The 15,572-nt window shown below is 75.3% G+C and carries 14 protein-coding genes; 4 read left to right on the forward strand and 10 right to left on the reverse strand.

The features are described from left to right. Positions 1 to 55 precede the first annotated feature (55 nt). The 4 genes from CHF16_RS05040 to CHF16_RS05055 are packed head-to-tail and all read right to left on the reverse strand — an operon-like array spanning position 56 to position 4,045. The gene (locus CHF16_RS05040) at positions 56 to 1,255 is read right to left on the reverse strand and encodes a M50 family metallopeptidase (protein WP_089324714.1); all 1,200 of its coding nucleotides are present in this window, start codon (positions 1,253 to 1,255) and stop codon (positions 56 to 58) included. Between the two features lie 36 nt (positions 1,256 to 1,291). Next, on the reverse strand, positions 1,292 to 2,524 hold the full coding sequence (gene dxr / locus CHF16_RS05045) for a 1-deoxy-D-xylulose-5-phosphate reductoisomerase (RefSeq protein ID WP_089324899.1): 1,233 nt from the start codon (positions 2,522 to 2,524) through the stop codon (positions 1,292 to 1,294). Positions 2,525 to 2,553: 29 nt separating this feature from the next. Next, positions 2,554 to 2,934, reverse strand: a complete 381-nt coding sequence (locus CHF16_RS05050; protein WP_179271393.1) for a winged helix-turn-helix transcriptional regulator — start codon at positions 2,932 to 2,934, stop codon at positions 2,554 to 2,556. A gap of 52 nt (positions 2,935 to 2,986) precedes the next feature. Next, complete coding sequence (locus tag CHF16_RS05055) at positions 2,987 to 4,045, reverse strand: sensor histidine kinase (RefSeq protein WP_089324715.1); 1,059 nt, start codon at positions 4,043 to 4,045, stop codon at positions 2,987 to 2,989. A 251-nt stretch (positions 4,046 to 4,296) separates the two neighbouring features. On the opposite strand from CHF16_RS05055, the gene CHF16_RS05060 reads away from it, so the two are divergent. Continuing rightward, a complete protein-coding gene (locus tag CHF16_RS05060) occupies positions 4,297 to 4,683 on the forward strand; it encodes a hypothetical protein (RefSeq protein WP_089324716.1) in 387 nt (128 codons plus the stop codon). Positions 4,684 to 4,715: 32 nt separating this feature from the next. On the opposite strand, the gene CHF16_RS05065 is transcribed toward CHF16_RS05060, so the two are convergent. The 4 genes from CHF16_RS05065 to CHF16_RS05080 all read right to left on the reverse strand — a co-directional run bounded on the left by CHF16_RS05065 (position 4,716) and on the right by CHF16_RS05080 (position 9,998). Next, entirely contained in the window at positions 4,716 to 6,056 is a 1,341-nt protein-coding gene (locus CHF16_RS05065; RefSeq protein WP_089324717.1) for an ABC transporter substrate-binding protein, read from the reverse strand. 467 nt (positions 6,057 to 6,523) lie between these two features. After that, entirely contained in the window at positions 6,524 to 6,895 is a 372-nt protein-coding gene (locus tag CHF16_RS05070) for a hypothetical protein (protein ID WP_089324718.1), read from the reverse strand. A 236-nt stretch (positions 6,896 to 7,131) separates the two neighbouring features. Further along, positions 7,132 to 8,634 (reverse strand): CoA-acylating methylmalonate-semialdehyde dehydrogenase, encoded by a 1,503-nt coding sequence (locus tag CHF16_RS05075; RefSeq protein ID WP_089324719.1) that lies wholly within the window; start codon positions 8,632 to 8,634, stop codon positions 7,132 to 7,134. Continuing rightward, positions 8,631 to 9,998 (reverse strand): aspartate aminotransferase family protein, encoded by a 1,368-nt coding sequence (locus tag CHF16_RS05080; protein WP_245868225.1) that lies wholly within the window; start codon positions 9,996 to 9,998, stop codon positions 8,631 to 8,633. The genes CHF16_RS05075 and CHF16_RS05080 overlap by 4 nt, the downstream gene beginning before the upstream one ends. A 143-nt stretch (positions 9,999 to 10,141) precedes the next feature. Between CHF16_RS05080 and CHF16_RS05085 the strand changes: the two genes are divergently transcribed. Together CHF16_RS05085 and CHF16_RS05090 are read left to right on the forward strand one after the other, a co-directional pair. After that, positions 10,142 to 11,758: a PucR family transcriptional regulator gene (locus CHF16_RS05085; RefSeq protein WP_089324721.1), complete on the forward strand. Its 1,617-nt coding sequence runs from the start codon at positions 10,142 to 10,144 to the stop codon at positions 11,756 to 11,758. A 104-nt stretch (positions 11,759 to 11,862) separates the two neighbouring features. After that, on the forward strand, positions 11,863 to 12,657 hold the full coding sequence (locus tag CHF16_RS05090) for an alpha/beta fold hydrolase (protein WP_089324901.1): 795 nt from the start codon (positions 11,863 to 11,865) through the stop codon (positions 12,655 to 12,657). On the opposite strand, the gene CHF16_RS05095 is transcribed toward CHF16_RS05090, so the two are convergent. Beyond that, entirely contained in the window at positions 12,632 to 13,627 is a 996-nt protein-coding gene (locus tag CHF16_RS05095) for a hypothetical protein (RefSeq protein WP_089324722.1), read from the reverse strand. The genes CHF16_RS05090 and CHF16_RS05095 overlap by 26 nt on opposite strands. A 119-nt stretch (positions 13,628 to 13,746) precedes the next feature. On the opposite strand from CHF16_RS05095, the gene CHF16_RS05100 reads away from it, so the two are divergent. Then, on the forward strand, positions 13,747 to 14,877 hold the full coding sequence (locus CHF16_RS05100; RefSeq protein WP_245868226.1) for a carboxylate-amine ligase: 1,131 nt from the start codon (positions 13,747 to 13,749) through the stop codon (positions 14,875 to 14,877). A gap of 86 nt (positions 14,878 to 14,963) precedes the next feature. Here the strand turns inward: CHF16_RS05100 and CHF16_RS05105 are convergent, their stop codons facing one another. Further along, positions 14,964 to 15,461, reverse strand: coding sequence for a helix-turn-helix transcriptional regulator (locus CHF16_RS05105; RefSeq protein ID WP_089324723.1), 498 nt, complete (start codon positions 15,459 to 15,461; stop codon positions 14,964 to 14,966). Between the last annotated feature and the right edge of the window lie 111 nt (positions 15,462 to 15,572).

A 15,572-nucleotide genomic window follows, 5' to 3' on the forward strand; every position in this document is an offset into this window, starting at 1 on the left:
GCCGCCCGGTACCGAAGAGTGTGCCCGTCCGGCTACCCTTCGTGAACATCTCGGGTCACTCCGGTAGCCGCAGCGGGTTGAACAGGTCCGCGAGGATCAGCAGCACCCCGAACCCCACCAGCAGCAGTACCGCCAGATAGGTCAGCGGCAGCAGCCGGGTCATGTCGACGGTGCCGGGATCGGGTCGCCCGCGGACCCGGTTGACTCCGGCCCGGGCCCGTTCGTACGCGACGACGGCGAGGTGCCCGCCGTCCAGCGGCAGCAGCGGCAGCACGTTCAGCGCCCCGAGGAAGATGTTCACCGAGACGACCAGCGACAGGAACAGGGCGACCTTGTCGCGGGCCGTGTCGTCGGAGGAGAAGATCTGGCCGGACACCTCGGTCGCGCCGACCACGCTGCCGACCTGGCCGCCGGGCGAGCTCTCCCGCTCCGGCGAGAACAGCCGCGGGAGCGCGCTCGGCAGGTCCGCCGCGACCGTGCCGATGCCCTGGACCGTCCGGCCGATGGCGCGCCCGGCGAACACCGCCGCGTCCACCGGCCCGGCCCGGTCGTAGCCGCCGCCCGCGATCTTCGCGGAGACCCCGACGAACGGCTCCCCGCCCACGTCCGCGAGCGTGACCGGCAGCGTCACCGGCCCGCTCGCCCCGGGCCGCCGGACGGTCACCTTCACCGTCTCCCCGGGCTTCGCCCGGCCGATCGCCGCGGTGAGTTCGTCCCAGTCGGAGACCGGCGCTCCGTTGAACGCGACGATCCGGTCCCCGGCGCGCAGCCCCGCCCGCGCCGCCGGGGAGGGCGGCCGGCCGTCGCCGCAGCCGCCCCGCATCGTGGCCGGGACGCAGGAGGTCACCTGGTCGACGGTGCTGGTCACCGTGCCGGGACGCGGCTCGCCGATCGTCATGGCCATCACCCACAGCAGCACGAACGCGAACACGAAGTTGGCGACGACGCCCGCCCCGATGACGATCGCGCGGCGCCCCGCGGGCTGCCGGTAGAAGGCGCGGTCCCGGTCGGCGGCGTCGATCTCCTCCAGCGGCGTGTAGCCGACGATCTTCACGAAGCCGCCGAGCGGGATCGCCTTCACCCCGTACTCGGTCTCGCCGCGGCGGGTGGACCACAGCGTCGGCCCGAACCCGACGAAGTACTGGGTGGCCTTCATCCCGAACCGCTTGGCGGCGAGCAGGTGCCCGCCCTCGTGGAGCATCACCGATGCCAGCAGGGCGACGACGAACGCCGCCGCGCCGAGGAAGAAGGCCATCCGGGTCCCCTCGGGCTCGTGCCCGGGGTCTCCGGGTCAGTCGGTTCCGGTCAGTTCCCTGCTCCGTGCGCGGGCCCACCCGTCGGCCGCGAGGACGTCGTCGAGCGTCAGGTCCCCGGGCGTGCCCGAACCGTGCTCCTCCACTACCCGCGCGACCGTGTCGACTATCCCGAGGAACGGGAGCCGTCCCGCGCGGAACGCGTCCACACATTCCTCGTTCGCGGCGTTGTAAACGGCCGGCACGGTCCCGCCCAGCTCACCGGCGTGCCGCGCCAGCGCGACGGCGGGGAACGCCTCGTCGTCGAGCGGGAACAGCTCCCAGGTGTGCGCCGCCGTCCAGTCGAGGCCGGGCGCCGCGTCCGGGACGCGGTCGGGCCAGTCGACGCCGAGCGCGATCGGCAGCCGCATGTCGGGCGGGCTCGCCTGCGCGAGCGTGGCGCCGTCGGTGAACTCGACCATCGAGTGGATGACCGACTGCGGGTGCACCATGACCTCGATCCGGTCCATCGGGACGTCGAACAGCAGGTGCGCCTCGATGACCTCCAGCCCCTTGTTGATCAGGGTCGCGGAGTTGATGGTGACGACGGGGCCCATGTTCCACGTCGGGTGGTTCAGCGCCTGCTCGGGCGTGACGTCCGCCAGCTCGGCCCGGCTCCGCCCGCGGAACGGGCCGCCGCTCGCGGTCAGCACGAGCCGCCGCACCTCGTCCGCGCGCCCGCCGCGCAGGCACTGCGCGAGCGCCGAGTGCTCGGAGTCGACCGGGACGATCTGCCCGGGCCGCGCCCGCTCCTTGACCAGCGGGCCGCCCATGATGAGCGACTCCTTGTTGGCGAGCGCGAGCGTGCGGCCGGCGTCCAGCGCGGCGAGCGTCGAGGCGAGGCCGAGCGCGCCGGTGACCCCGTTCAGCACCACGTCGCACCGCCACGCGGCGACCTCGGCGACCGCGTCCGGCCCCGCGACGATCTTCGGGATGGCGAACTCGCCGGAGGCGTAGCCGCGCCGCTTGGCCTCGGCGTAGAACGCGAGCTGGAGGTCCTGGGCGGCGGACGCCCGGGCGACCGCGACGATCTCGGGCCGGAACTCCAGCGCCTGCTCGGCGAGCAGCTCCACCCGCCCGCCGCCGGCCGCGAGCCCCGCCACCCGGAACCTGCCGGGGTTGCGGCGGACCACGTCCAGCGCCTGGGTGCCGATCGAACCGGTGGAGCCGAGGACGACCACCTCGCGGACGGGCGCGCCGCCGCCGGAGGTGTCGGTGCTTGAGGGAGACATCACCGCTCCATTCTCGGGCACCGGCCCGCTCAGGTCTCCCCCGCGTCGTAGGCGCGGCGCGCCCGCTCCACCTTCTCCAGGTTCTCGGCGGACCACTCGGTCAGCGACGCGAACAGCGGCGCGAGGCTGCGGCCCAGCTCGCTGATCTCGTACTCGACCCGCGGCGGGACCTCGGGATGGTAGGTCCGGACGACCAGCCCGTCGCGCTCGAGCTGGCGGAGCCGCTGCGTCAGCACCTTGGGAGTGATCGAGGCGATGCGGCGCTGCAGCTCGACGAACCGCTGCCGGCCGTACTCGTGGAGCGTCCACAGGATCGGGGTCGTCCAGCGGCTGAACACGATGTCGATGACGGGCGTCACCGGGCAGGCCAGCTCGGGGTCGAGGATGTCCTGGGTTCGCGTGTCGGCCACTGGGGTCCTCCGGGCGGTCGCCTTCTGCCGGCCTCCGACTGTATCGGCCGGGTCAGCGGGCGCGCGGCAGCCGGAGGACCAGGCGGGCGCCGTAGTCGCCGTCGGCGATGTACAGGTCGCCGCCGTGCGCGACGGCGATCTGCCGCGCGATGGGCAGCCCGAGCCCGCTGCCGCCCCTGTCCCGGCTGCGCGCCGCGTCGAGCCGGGCGAAGCGCTCGAAGACCCGGTCGCGGTCGCCGGGCGGGATGCCGGGGCCGTCGTCGTGCACCTCGACGAGGGCCTCCTCGCCGACGGCGCGCGCCACCACCTCGATCCGCCCGGCGGCGTACCGCTCGGCGTTGGTGAGCAGGTTGCCGAGCGCGCGGTCGAGCCGCGACTCGCTGCCCAGCACCTCCACGCCCGGCTCCGCCTTCACGGTCACGGGCACGGCCGGGGAGCGCCGGGCGACCAGCCGCTCGACCAGCGTGCCGAGGTCCAGGCGCTCCCGTTCGGGCAGGTCGCCGGAGTCGAGCCGGGCGAGGATGAACAGGTCCTCGACGATGTGGTGCAGCCGGTCGACGTCGTCCAGCGCGTGCTGCAGCATGTCGCCGATCTCGGCGTCGCCGGGGTCGGCGCGCGCCAGTTCGATGCTGGTCCGCAGGCCCGCGAGCGGGGTGCGCAGCTCGTGGGAGGCGTCGGCGATGAAGGCGCGCCGGTGCGCGGACGAGGTCTCCAGCCGGTCCAGCAGCAGGTTGATCCGGGCGGCCAGCCGCGCCACGTCGTCGCCGGTGGCGGGCACGTCGAGGCGGCCGTCCGGCTCGCCGGCCGTGATGTCGGCCAGCTCCTCGCGCAGCCGCCGCACCGGGAGCAGCTCCCGCTCGGCGGCCCGCGCGGCGGCGCGGCGGGCGCCTCCCGCGGCCAGCGCGCCCGCGGCGGCGGCGAGCGGGCCCATGACGCCCGCGAGCACCTTCGGCCGGGCGCCGCCGAGCAGGCGCAGGACTCCGGCCGCCGCTCCCACGGCGGCCGCCGGCGCGAGGCCGAGCAGGACGGTCTCGCGCGCCCCCAGCGGCGCCCGCCCGGAAGCGGGCGCCGGTGGGCGGACAGGCGAGTCTGTACCGTTCTGTCCCGACATGTCTCCTTTGTATCCACAGCACCGCCAACCGGCGGCAAAGCACCCGGCCGGTCGACGCGAAACCCTGGTCTGCATAGGCCCTGCTCGGCGGTGCCCTCCGCGCCGCGGGCGCACATAGCCCGTCACGACTCCGGCGGGCGGCCGACACGGTCAGCCTTTGCCCCTCTTTTCACGTTCGGTAGCAGTGGCAACACTCGTCCCGGCCTATAAAGGAAGGCACGTGAAGGCGACTCCCTCCAGGGGGATGGGACATGGGCCAGACAGGCGAGCCGGTGATCGACCCGGAGGGGCTGACCGCAGCCCAGCTCCTGGGCGACGCCTGCGTCGTCTGCCGCAAGAAGTGGCCCCGGCCGCGCGTCCGCGTCGGCCGCCTGCCGGACTCGACCGGGGTGTTCGCGTGCGACGACTGCGCACCCGCCCCGCCGGCACCCCGCCCGCGGCGGGGCCCACGGGAGGCGCGCACGGACGCCGGACGGCCGGTCGGGGAGCCGGCGCCGGTGAGGGCGGCGGGCCTCGCGTCCGTCGTCGTGGAGGTCTCTCCAGGGAGAAGGGTGACCCGGGCGTTCGGGGGGAAGCCCGGGACCACCCCGCAGGCGCGTCCGGCTGGGGGCGGCCGGACGCGCCGGAGAGACCCCTAGCGCCGCGGGCCGCCCAGCGCCCGCGGCCCGGCCTAGGGTCCGCCCTGCGGCTCGGCGGCCTGCGGTCGCGTCGCCTCGATCCACGTCCGGCGCCACTCCGCGTAGTCGGTGCAGTCGTTCTTGTCCGACTTGCCGCCGCATGCCTTCGACGGCGCGTGCGCGAACAGGATGTCGTCGAGGTAGTCCCGGTCGCCGACGTGGTAGGCGGCGCAGAAACCGGACCGGAGCCGGTCGCCCGAGCACGCCTGCGGGTTGGCGGGCGCGACGCCCGTCCACTCGGCGACCTGCTGCTGCACGTCCGGCGACGCCGTCCACTGGAGCCACTGGTACATGCAGTTCGGATGCTGGACGCGGGCGCCGATCATCCAGGCGTCCATCCAGCCGGTCACGCCCTCGGCCGGGATGACGCCGCGGACGGGCCGGCCCGCGCGGTTCAGCACGTCCACCTGGTAGGGCCACGCCTGGCCGAGCACCGCGCGCCCGCCCGCGAACGCGCTCACCGCGTCGGCGGGGATCTCCCAGTACTGCCCCACGTGCGGGCGCTGCTTCGCCAGCACCCGCCCGGCGGCGGCGAGCTGCTTCGGCGTGAGCGCGTACGGGTCGCGGATCTTGAGCTTGCGCTCGGCGCCCTTGAGGTACAGCGCCGCCTCGGCGATGGCGAGCGGGCTGTCGCGCATGACGATCCGGCCCGAGTACCGCCGGGCCTGGCCCGGGTCGAAGACGGCGGCCCAGCTCGCCGGCGGCGGGACGGTCCGGGAGTCGTACATGAGCAGGTTCGAGCCCCACACGTACGGGATGCCGTAGTGCTTGCCGTCCCGCTCCAGCAGGCCGCGCAGCTTCGGTTCCAGCTTCTTGTAGCCGTCCACCAGGTCGGTGTTGACCGGGGCGACCCGGTTCTCGGCGATCAGCCGGCCGGCGACCTCCGGCGGCGCGGCGACGCCGTCGTACCGGCGGTCGTCGTCGCGCATGAGGCCGGCCATCTCCTCGGGGGTGGCGGCGACCTTCAGGCCGACCTTGCAGCCGGTGCGCTCCTGGAACGGGGTGACCCAGTCGACGCGCGGGTCCGTCCGGCCGCTCTCGATGGAGCCGGGCAGCGTGAGGAGGTTGAGCATCCCCTCGCCCGGCCCGAGGGTGCTCGCCACCTTCGCGACGCCGACCGGTTCGTCCGGCCCGTCGCCGCTGCAGCCGGCGAGGCCCGCGGCGGCGATCGCGGCGGCCCCGAGGAGGGCGGCCGCGGCCTTCGCGCGGCCCGCGCCCGTCCAGGCGGGTCTCGTCCAGGCGGGTCTCGTCCAGGCGGGTCTCGTCCAGGCGGGCCTTGCCCATGCCGGCCGCGCCCGCGCCGCCGTGACCCGTGCCGTGGCCGTCCGCCGCATCTCGCTCCCGATCCGTGCCCAGGGCCCTCCCCCTCGTGAGGCCCATCGGCGCAGCGTAGCGCCTCCGGCCCCGCGGGACGGGCCGCACCCGCCGGATCGCGGGGCCGCCGGACCGTGCGCGCCGCCATTCCGTCCGGCCCCGGCGGGCCCGCACGATTCGATCGCCGGTCTCCGCCGAATTTTCCGCCGGTAAGCGTCCCGGACGGCGGGCAATTACCAGAGATCGCTACACGGGAGCCGACTCGGGACGTTTCTCAGAGGTAAGAAACACCTGACCATTGCCGCACCATTATGTGCGGCATTCCGGACGGCTCGTTGAGAGTGAAACCGCCGGGGCCCCGGCGGACGGCGGGTGCTGGCGTCCGCGCCATACACGGAGGTTGCCGGAGAGGGGTATGGCGCGGGCTGCCGTCCGGACCGGGGCCGCGGCGGCACCGGTGTGCGCGGCGGGGGTGGGGAACAGCGGATCACCGTGCGGTGCTGCCCGGCCACGCGATCACCGGTACCCGGCCGGGCGGCGGCGGTGTGACGCCCTCGAGACGGAGGAGGTTCGAGGGACGCCGCACGTCCTGCCGGGGGTCGCGGGGCGGCCTGCGGGGGCCGCCGTCGTGCCGCGGGGCCGGCCCGCGGTCGGGCGGCCGGCGCGGCGCGGGCCGCATGACCACCTCGATCCGCGCGATCAGCCGCTGCGGGGTGTCGGCCTCCACGAAGTCGCCGACGTCGCGGTCGCGGGGCGGCAGCGCCCACCAGTGCCCGGTGCTCGGGCCGAACCAAATGGTCCAGCCCGGAAATCGCCGTCCGAGCGCGTCCACCTCTGCGGCGTGGTCGCCTGCGGCCATGGCGCGACTCCCTTTGACTGCCGACCCTGACTTTCAATTTCGCCTCAATTAATTGAGACAGTGCGATTGTGTCGCCGGACACAGAGCGCGTCAACTGATGTTGGCATTATTCATGCCGCCCGGCGCGTCGGAAATAACCGACGGCGGGAGCGGCCGGTGGGAAAGTCCCAAACGGCCGCCGGCCTGCGTGGACGTGCGGCCGGCGCACGGGGGCGGCCGGCCGCGCGTCCGTTATGTCACTCGTTGGCGGGGAATCCGAGGTTCACTCCACCATGGGACGGGTCGAGCCACCGCGCGGTGACGGCCTTCGTGCGGGTGTAGAAGTGCACGCCCTCCATGCCGTGGGCGTGGCTGTCGCCGAACAGCGAGTCCTTCCAGCCGCCGAAGGAGTAGTACGCCATCGGCACCGGTATCGGCACGTTCACGCCGACCATGCCGACCTCCACCTCGTTCTGGAAGCGGCGCGCCGCGCCGCCGTCGTTGGTGAAGATCGCGGTGCCGTTGCCGTACGGGTTGGCGGAGATCAGCTCCATGGCCGCGTCGTAGGAGCCCGCCCGCACGACCGCCAGCACCGGGCCGAAGATCTCGTCCCGGTAGGCGTCCATCGCCGGGGTGACGCGGTCGAGCACGCTCGGCCCGAGCCAGAACCCGCCGCCCGCGCCGCCGAGGACCTCCGGGTCGCGGCCGTCGACCGCGAGGACGGCGCCCTGCGCGACGGCGGAGTCCAGGTAGGACGCGACCCTGTCGCGGTGCGCCCGCGTGACGAGCGGGCCCATCTCCGCCTCTGGGTGGTCGCCGGGGCCGACCTTGAGCCGGGCGACCCGCTCCCGGATCCTCGCCATCAGCTCGTCGCCGACCGGGTCCACGGCGACCACGACGGAGATCGCCATGCACCGCTCCCCCGCCGAGCCGAACCCGGCGGACACGGCGGCGTCCGCGGCGAGGTCGAGGTCGGCGTCCGGCAGCACCAGCATGTGGTTCTTCGCGCCGCCCAGCGCCTGCACCCGCTTGCCTTTGGCGGCGGCCGCCGCGTAGATGGACCGGGCGACCGGGGTGGAGCCGACGAAGCTGACCGCCTTCACTCCGGGGTGGTGCAGCAGCGCGTCCACCGCGGCCTTGTCGCCGTGGACGACGTTGAACACCCCGTCCGGCAGCCCCGCCTCGGCCCACAGCTCCGCCAGCCGGACCGACGCCGACGGGTCCTTCTCCGAAGGCTTCAGCACGAACGTGTTCCCGCACGCGATCGCCACCGGGAACATCCACATCGGCACCATCGCCGGGAAGTTGAACGGGGTGATCCCGGCGGCCACGCCGAGCGGCTGCAGGATCGAGTACGCGTCCACCCGCGTCGAGACGTTCTCGGAGAACCCGCCCTTGAGCAGGTGCGGGATGCCGCACGCGAACTCGACGACCTCCAGCCCGCGGGCCACCTCGCCCGCCGCGTCCGCGACCACCTTGCCGTGCTCGGCGGAGATCAGCCGGGCCAGCTCGCCGCTGTGCGCCGCGACCAGCTCGCGGAACCGGAACAGCACCCGGGCGCGCTGGGCGAGCGAGGCGTCCCGCCAGCCGGGAAACGCCGCGGCGGCCGCCGCCACCGCCGCGTCGACCTCGGCCCGCCCGGCGAGGCCGACCGTCCCGGCGAGCCGTCCCGACGCGGGCTCGTAGATCTCCCCGCTGCGCTCGGGCTCGCCGGCGAACGGCTTGCCGCCGATCCAGTGCGTGACGTGCCTGCCGCTCATGCCCCGTCCTCCTCACCGACGGCCCGTTCGTTGAGGGCCTGCTCGTTGACGGCCTGCTCGTTGACGGCCTGCTCGTTGACGGCTTCGAGGGACGCGATCAGGACGCCGAGGCCCTCGGCCGCCTCGGCGTCGGTCAGGGTCAGCGGCGGCGCCATGCGCACCACGTTGCCGTACAGGCCGCCCTTGCCGATCAGCAGCCCCCGCTCGCGGGCCGCCTCCATCAGCGCCGCCGCGAGCGGCGGGCTCGGCTCGCCGGTGCGCGGGTCGGCCAGCTCGACCGCGAACATCAGGCCCTTGCCCCGCACGTCCCGCACGACCGGCAGCCGCCCCGCGGCGCGGCGCAGCCCGCCGATGAGCGTCGCGCCCTGGCGCGCCGCGTTCGCCTGCAGGCCGCGGTCGAGGACGTAGTCGAGCGTCGCGTTCGCGGCGGCCATCGACACCGGGTTGCCGCCGAAGGTGGAGATGCCGAGCGCGGGCAGCGCGTCCATCAGCTCGCCGCGCGCGACGACGCCGCCGACCGCGAAGCCGTTCCCGAGGCCCTTGGCGAACGTCATCATGTCCGGGGTGACGCCGTGGCTCCCGATGCCCCAGAAGCTCTCGCCCGTCCGCCCCCACCCCGTCTGGACCTCGTCGGAGATGAACAGGGCGCCGTACTCGTCCAGGACGCTCTTGTAGGCGGCGAACAGCCCGTCCGGCGGCATCGTGAACCCGCCGACGCCCTGGACCGGCTCGGCGATCAGCGCGGCGACGTCCCCGCCGGTCGCGGCGGCGAGCACGTGCCGCAGGTCCGCCGCGCACGCCTCGACGTACCGCTCGTCGGACATCCCGGCGAACTGCGGGAGGTGCCGGTCGGCGCCGTGCAGGAAGTGGACGTCCAGCGGCGAGAACGACAGGTTCCGCCAGGCGCGGTTGCCGGTGACGCCCGCCGCCGCGAAGGACCGGCCGTGGTAGCTCTGCCGCATCGCGAGGACCTGGTCGCTGCGCCGCGCGTGCGCGGCGAGCAGCAGCGCGGTCTCGTTGGCCTCGGTCCCGGAGTTGGCGAAGAACACCTTCGCGTCCGGGATGCCGGACAGCCGGGCGATCTTCTCGGCCAGCTCCACCTGGCCGCGCAGCAGGTAAGCGGTGGAGGTGTGCACGACGCCGGTGGCGAGCTGGCGCTCCACCGCGTCCCGCACCTCCGGGACGTCGTAGCCGAGCATGTTCGTGAGGATGCCGGTGAAGAAGTCGAGGTAGCCGTTCCCCTCGGCGTCCGTCACGCGGGCGCCCTTTCCGCCGACGATCTCGATGGGGTCCGCGTAGTTGAGCGCCATCCACGACGGCATGACCGCCCTGTGGCGCCGGAGCAGGTCCGCGTGTTCCGACATGGCACAAGTCTCGGCCGGGCGCACCGTCCGGGCCACCCGCAGAGTGTCAGGACCGGGCGCGTCCCGTTGACGGTCTGCCGGTGGCTGACACCCTGTAACGATGTGACCGGCCGCGCTGACAGGGTGCCGGATATCATGCGGCGATGCTGCCCACGGTCGACGACGTCCTCCGGCTCGACGCGGTGCGCCGCGGCCAGCCGCGCGTCGTCGCGGGCGCCGATCGCACCGGCAACCGCGTCCGGTGGGTGCACGTCGCCGAGGTCACCGACATCGCGCACCTGCTGCACGGCGGCGAGCTGGTGCTGACGACCGGGATCGCCCTGCCGGACGAGCCGGAGCGGCTGCGCGCCTACATCGCCGACCTCGCCGAGGTCGGGGTCAGCGGGCTGATGATCGAGCTGGGCCGGCGCTACGCCACCGTGCTGCCGCCGGCGCTGACCGCCGCCGCCGAGGAGCACGGCCTCCCGGTGGTCGTCCTCGCGCACGAGCCCGCGTTCGTGGACATCACCGAGGCCGTGCACGCGCGGATCGTCCGGGAGCAGTTCGCCGAGCTGCGCGCCTCCGAACGGCTGCACGAGATCTTCACCCGGCTGTCGGTGGAGGGCGCCTCCACCGAGGAGGTCGTCCGGCAGGTCGCCGCGCTCGGCGGGCACCCGGTCGTGCTGGAGAACCTCGCCCACCAGGTGCTCGCCGCCGACGCGGGCGGCGCCGACCCGGCCGAGCTGCTGTCGGCGTGGGAGACCCGCTCGCGGGCCGTCCGGCCCGGCCGCCGCACCGGGTACGACCCGGTGTCGGGCTGGCTGGTCACGATGGTCGGCGCGCGCGGCGAGGACTGGGGGCGGCTGATCGTGGACCTCGGCGCGCCGCCGTCGGCGCGCGACACCGTGCTCATCGAGCGGGCGGCCACCACGCTCGCGCTCGGGCGGCTGCTGGACCGGCACGCCGAGAGCGTCGAGCGGCAGGCGCACGGCACGATCATCGCCCGGATCCTCGCGCACGCCTACTCCGATCCGCAGGAGGCCGCCGCGCGCGCCCGCGCGCTCGGCGTGCCGCTGTCCGGCCGCCGGCTGCTCGGGGTGGTGCTCCGGCACCGCGGCACCGGCACGCCCGCGCCGGCGGTCGGGGAGCCGTCCGCGCTCGCCGAGGCGGCCGCCGCGGCGTGCCGGGAGGCCCGGCTCGCCGCGCTCGTCGGCGTGCTGGACGAGGGCGGCCCGGACGCCCGCGTCGGCGTGCTCGCCTCGCTGCCCGCCCGCGCGGACGTGGAGACGGCGCTCGGCCAGGTCGCCGCCGGCGTCCGCAAGCGGTCCGCGGACACGGTGATGGCGGCCGGGTCGGTGGTGGAGACGATCGCCGACGTGCGGCGCTCCTTCCTGGAGGCCGAGCAGGTCGCCGGCGTCGCCGCCCGCGGCTCCGGCGCCCGGCCGTTCTACCGCCTCCCCGACCTGCGCCTGCGCGGCCTGCTGCACCTGCTCCGCGACGACGCCCGCGTCCAGACGTTCGTCGAGCGGGAGCTGGGGCCGCTGCTGGAGCACGACGCCCGGCACGGCGGCGACCTCACCCGGATCCTGGAGCTGTACCTCGAATCGGGGCGCAACAAGGCCGTCGCGGCGCAGAAGGCCCATCTGTCCCGTCCGGCCTTCTACGAGCGGCTGCGGCGCATCGAGCGGGTCCTCGACGCCGATCTCGACGACGTGGAGTCCTGCGTGTCGTTCCATGTCGCGCTGCTGGCGCTGAGCTCCGTCAGGTGGGAGCGCCCCTGACCGCCGCGGTGCGGCAGGTGCGGTGCGGCAGGTGCGGTGTGGCGGGTCCCACGTGGCCGGTGAAGGACGGCCGGGTCGGCCCCGTCGCGCATACGCTTCAGTGCATGACGGACGCGGCGTTGCATGTGCATCGATATGGAGACCCGGCGGGAGCGCCCGTCGTGCTGCTGCACGGTGTCACGGGCCATGGGGCGCGGTGGCGGCGGACGGCGGAGGCGTACCTGGCCGACCGGTCCGTCCTGGCGCCCGACCTGCGCGGCCACGGCCGCTCGCCGCACGAGCCGCCCTGGACGGTCGAGCGGCACGTCGCGGACGTCCTGGCCCTCCTGGACGCCGAGGGCGTCGAGCGGGCCGACCTCGTCGGGCACTCCTACGGCGGGATGATCGCGCTGCACCTGGCGCGGACGGCGCCGCGCCGGGTCCGGCGGCTGCTGCTGCTCGACCCCGCGATCGGGCTGGCTCCGGAGGACGCGGCGCGCGAGGCCCGCGCGTACCTGGCGCCGGTGTCGTTCGGCGACGTGGCGGAGGCCCGCGCCCACCGGGCCGCGCGCTGGCCGGAGGCACCGCCCGAGGTGGTGGACGAGGAGGTCGCCGAGCACCTCGAACCCACCCCGGACGGGCGGCTGCGCTGGCGGTACGAGCCCGCGGCGGTGGTGACGGCGTACTCGGAGATGGCCCGGCCCCACCTGGCCCCGCCGCCGGACATGCCCACCCACCTGGTCATCGCCGCGCGGGCCGACCTCGTCCGCCCCGAGTTCGTGGTGGACTGCCGCGCCGCGCTCGGCCCGAACCTCGCGCTCAGCGAGATCGACGCCGGGCACATGCTCTACGTCGACCGCCCGGAGGAGACCGGGACGCTGCTCGCCGGCTGGCTCAGCGGAGCAGCCGCCGCCCCGTGAACAGCGGCAGGGTGAGCGGCGTGTGCAGGCCGGGCGGCGCCTCGGCGAGCGCCCGGACCGCGTTCACCATGCGCAGCGCGGTGGCGTCGGGGCCGTCCGGCCCGGCGAGGTCGAGCCGGGCGGCGGGCTCGCCCGCGATCTCGACGCGGTGTCCGGCCGCCGCGCCGGACGGCGGGGCGGGCCAGTGCGGGGCGAGCTCCGGCCGCGCCCGCAGGACGCGCTCGACCGTGAGCACGGCGCGGCCCCCCAGCACCCCCGACACCCGGTACCGCAGGCCCGCCACGGTGCCCTTCCCGATCCGGCCGCCCGGGACGTCGATCGCCTCGGGCGCCGGGCACGTCTCGTAGTCCTCGGCGAGGTCGTCCAGCGGGACGGCGAGGTGCCGGGCGAGGAGCCGCACGACCGGGCCCCAGCGCCGCGCCGGGGCGCCCGGCCGCACGACCGGCGGGCGGCGTCCGATCGGCTCCCCGAACCCCGCCCGCGGGCCGGCCGCGCCGCGGAACTCGGTGATGGTGATCGACTCGATCCGCCGGCACCCGCCGCTGAGCAGCGCCGGCAGCACGTCGTGCACCGGGCCGGGCGCGACGGCGAGGCAGCCCGCGCCGCCGGTGGCGCAGGCCGCGCGGAGCCGCCGGACCAGCGCCGGGTCGGCGGACGGCGGGTCCACCAGCGCCGGCAGGGCGTGCGTGACCACCCCGGCGCCCGCGGCGAGCACGCGGCACAGGTCGCCCGCTGGGCCGCCGGTGAAGCAGACCGCCCGTGGCCGCCGGGCCAGGAGCCCGGCCGGGTCGGCGGTGACCGGCACCCCCACGGGCCGTCCGGTTCCGGCCAGTTCGGCGGCATCCATCCCGGTATGGCGGGGATCGTCCGACACGACGCCGGCGAGTTCGAGGTCGGGGTGCTCGATCAGGGCCCGGAGCGTCCGCGTGCCGACGGCGCCGAGGCCCCACTGGCCGACGAGATAGGACATACCACCAACTTTCGACCAAGCGTTAGGTCAAGCGCGGGGCGCATTGTAGGCACGCGCCCCCGACCAGGAGGATCCCCTCCGGGGACGTACAACGGTGCACTCCCGGGAAGGACATCCTGGTGACAGTGCACACGGGCCCGCGCACCTTCGGGGTGGAGGAGGAGCTGCTCCTCGTCGACCCCGCGACCGGTGCGCCGCAGGCAGCCTCCGGTTCCGTCATCCGCTACGCCCGGCGGCACGACGAGCTGTTCCAGACCGGCGGCCGGCGGTCGAAGTCGCTGGAGACCGAACTCCAGCGCGAGCAGCTGGAGACCGCGACACCGGTCTGCACCTCGCTCGGCGAGCTGTCCGAGCACGTGCGGACGGCGCGGCTGGCGGCGGCCAAGTCGGCGGCCGGGATCGGCATCGCCGTCGCCGCCCTCGCCACGTCGCCGGTCAGCGTCCGGCCGTCGCCCACGCCCACGGACCGCTACCTGCGGATGCTCGACGCCTACGGGCCCGCCGCCGGCGAGCAGCTCACCTGCGGCTGCCACGTGCACGTGGGCATCGACTCCCCGGAGGAGGGCGTCGCCGTCCTGGACCGGATCCGGCCATGGCTGCCGCCCCTGCTCGCGCTCAGCGGCAACTCGCCGTTCTGGCAGGGCGCCGACACCGGCTACGACAGCTGGCGGCACCAGGTGTGGAGCCGGTGGCCGTCCAGCGGGCCCACCGAGCTGTTCGGCTCCGCCGCCGCGTACCGGGCCACGGTCGAGGCGATGCTCGCCACCGGCGCCCTCGTCGACGAGGGCATGGTCTACTTCGACGCCCGGCTGTCGCGGCACTACCCGACCGTGGAGGTCCGGGTGCCGGACGTGTGCCTGGACGCCGACGACGCCGTGCTGATCGCCGCGTTCGTCCGGGCGCTGGTCGACACCGCCGCCCGCGCCTGGCGCCGCGGCGATCCGCCCGCCCCGATGCGGGCCGACCTGATGCGCCTCGCGATGTGGCGGGCCGGGCGGTCCGGCCTGCGCGGCGACCTCGTGCACCCGTGCACCGGCCGCGCGGCCCCCGCCGGCGCCGTCGTGGACGCCCTGCTCGACCACGCGGCTCCGGCCCTGGACCGCGCCGGCGACCTCGGCGCCGTCACCCGACTGCTGCCCAGCCTGCTGGAACGCGGGAACGGCGCCCGCTTCCAGCGCGAGGTCCACACCCGGACCCACGACATCTCCGCCGTGGTGGCCGCCGCCGCGGACCAGACCGTCGCCGTTTGACGCAAGGGGCCGCCAGGCATCGGCGGCATGGCGCCCGGACGGCGGGCCCGCGTTCGGGGGGAGTCGCGGGGCCCGCCGCCCGAGGGTCAGGACGCCCTGCGCTGGAAGGGCAGGTAGCGGTCGGCGCGGCGGGGGCGGGCCCGCAGCCCGGTGGACTCGACGGCGAGGATCCGGTCGAAGCGGAAGGCCCGCACGCCGCGCCGCATCCGGCACCAGCCGACGAGGTACCAGTGGTCGCGGTGGACGAGGCAGGTGACGGGCTCCACCTCGCGGATCGTGACGTTGGCGCCGGCGTCGCCGTAGCAGAGCCGGACGACGCGGTGCTCGGTGACGGCGGCGGCGATCACGCGGGCGCGGTCGGAGGTGGAGGCGTCCAGGGGCGCGGTGAGGGTGGCGAGGGTGGTGGTGACGACGTCGTCGTGGGGGGTGGCGTCGAGGAGGGTGTGCAGGGCCCGCCGCGCCGTCGTGGCCTGCGGGCCGGTGCCGAGGTGCGCGAGCGACAGCGCGAGGGCGGCGATCTCGGCCGCGGTGAGCGGGGCCGGCGCGGTGGGCGCGGTCTGGGGGTGCGTCGCAACGTTCGCCATGGTTCGATCATACGTTCGAACACTGACATTGTGGAGCCCGCGGGCGCGGCCGGATCGCGTCGCGTGACGCACCGGCGGCGAAGATCGCCGCCCGGTTGAGAACGCGGGCGC

Origin of the sequence: Actinomadura meyerae, assembly GCF_900188445.1 — a bacterium.
GTDB lineage: Bacteria > Actinomycetota > Actinomycetes > Streptosporangiales > Streptosporangiaceae > Spirillospora > Spirillospora meyerae.

What these genes read in the sequence shown, in the direction of transcription:
- CHF16_RS05090 (WP_089324901.1), top strand. Translation starts at nt 11,863, where the DNA reads ATGACGGACGCGGCGTTGCATGTGCATCGATATGGAGACCCGGCGGGA.
- CHF16_RS05085 (WP_089324721.1), top strand. Translation starts at nt 10,142, where the DNA reads ATGCTGCCCACGGTCGACGACGTCCTCCGGCTCGACGCGGTGCGCCGC.
- CHF16_RS05105 (WP_089324723.1), bottom strand. Translation starts at nt 15,461, where the DNA reads ATGGCGAACGTTGCGACGCACCCCCAGACCGCGCCCACCGCGCCGGCC.
- dxr (WP_089324899.1), bottom strand. Translation starts at nt 2,524, where the DNA reads ATGTCTCCCTCAAGCACCGACACCTCCGGCGGCGGCGCGCCCGTCCGC.
- CHF16_RS05080 (WP_245868225.1), bottom strand. Translation starts at nt 9,998, where the DNA reads ATGTCGGAACACGCGGACCTGCTCCGGCGCCACAGGGCGGTCATGCCG.
- CHF16_RS05070 (WP_089324718.1), bottom strand. Translation starts at nt 6,895, where the DNA reads ATGGCCGCAGGCGACCACGCCGCAGAGGTGGACGCGCTCGGACGGCGA.
- CHF16_RS05055 (WP_089324715.1), bottom strand. Translation starts at nt 4,045, where the DNA reads ATGTCGGGACAGAACGGTACAGACTCGCCTGTCCGCCCACCGGCGCCC.
- CHF16_RS05095 (WP_089324722.1), bottom strand. Translation starts at nt 13,627, where the DNA reads ATGTCCTATCTCGTCGGCCAGTGGGGCCTCGGCGCCGTCGGCACGCGG.
- CHF16_RS05040 (WP_089324714.1), bottom strand. Translation starts at nt 1,255, where the DNA reads ATGGCCTTCTTCCTCGGCGCGGCGGCGTTCGTCGTCGCCCTGCTGGCA.
- CHF16_RS05065 (WP_089324717.1), bottom strand. Translation starts at nt 6,056, where the DNA reads ATGCGGCGGACGGCCACGGCACGGGTCACGGCGGCGCGGGCGCGGCCG.
- CHF16_RS05075 (WP_089324719.1), bottom strand. Translation starts at nt 8,634, where the DNA reads ATGAGCGGCAGGCACGTCACGCACTGGATCGGCGGCAAGCCGTTCGCC.
- CHF16_RS05060 (WP_089324716.1), top strand. Translation starts at nt 4,297, where the DNA reads ATGGGCCAGACAGGCGAGCCGGTGATCGACCCGGAGGGGCTGACCGCA.